Source organism: Treponema sp. R8-4-B8 (assembly GCF_054786175.1).
This window is the reverse complement of sequence record NZ_BDHE01000280.1, coordinates 1-556: the sequence shown is the minus strand read 5'-3', so window position 1 is coordinate 556 and position 556 is coordinate 1. Positions and strand designations below refer to the sequence as shown.

1 protein-coding gene is annotated in these 556 nt (G+C 37.6%); it reads left to right on the top strand.

Features of this window, described 5'->3' with window-relative positions; all coding sequences use genetic code 11:
- Positions 1 to 556: hypothetical protein (locus ACYVRA_RS08395; protein WP_461252273.1), on the top strand; the 556-nt coding region annotated here is incomplete at both ends.

The following is a 556-nucleotide window of genomic DNA, read 5'->3' as shown; positions in this document are numbered from 1 at the left end:
CCAGAGCACCGTGGTGGTTAAGGAATGGGATTATGTCAGCCCGTTGCGTATAAATCCGTCAACTGTCAAAATAAATTACGTTGACGCCGATGTGATTTATTTCAGCATTCCACAAAGTCATTTCGGACACATTTTAACGGGAACTATGGCATTTGCGTATATTTTATTAGATGACCGTTACAAAAACCATAAGATCGCTTTTATTGACAACAAACCCAATGAGGCTGAACTTATATTGTTGGAGCATCTCGGCATAGCCAGAGACAACGTTATAACGATAACTGAGTACACACAGTTCAAAAGCGTGGTTGTGGTGAAACCGTCGCTTCGCATATCTTGGATACCGCTAAAACTTATACCTAAGAAAATTTTATTGAGAATCTTACGAATAAATATTGAATTTATAGATACATTTCGGGTAATTGCCAAAAAATTTTATGATACCGGAACAGGAAACACAGATGTGTATAAGAGACAGATATTATGGCGTGTTCGGTCTTTTATGCGAAAAAACCAAAGCAAAGCATTTGGTTCCATAAAAACGAGGTTTTATACG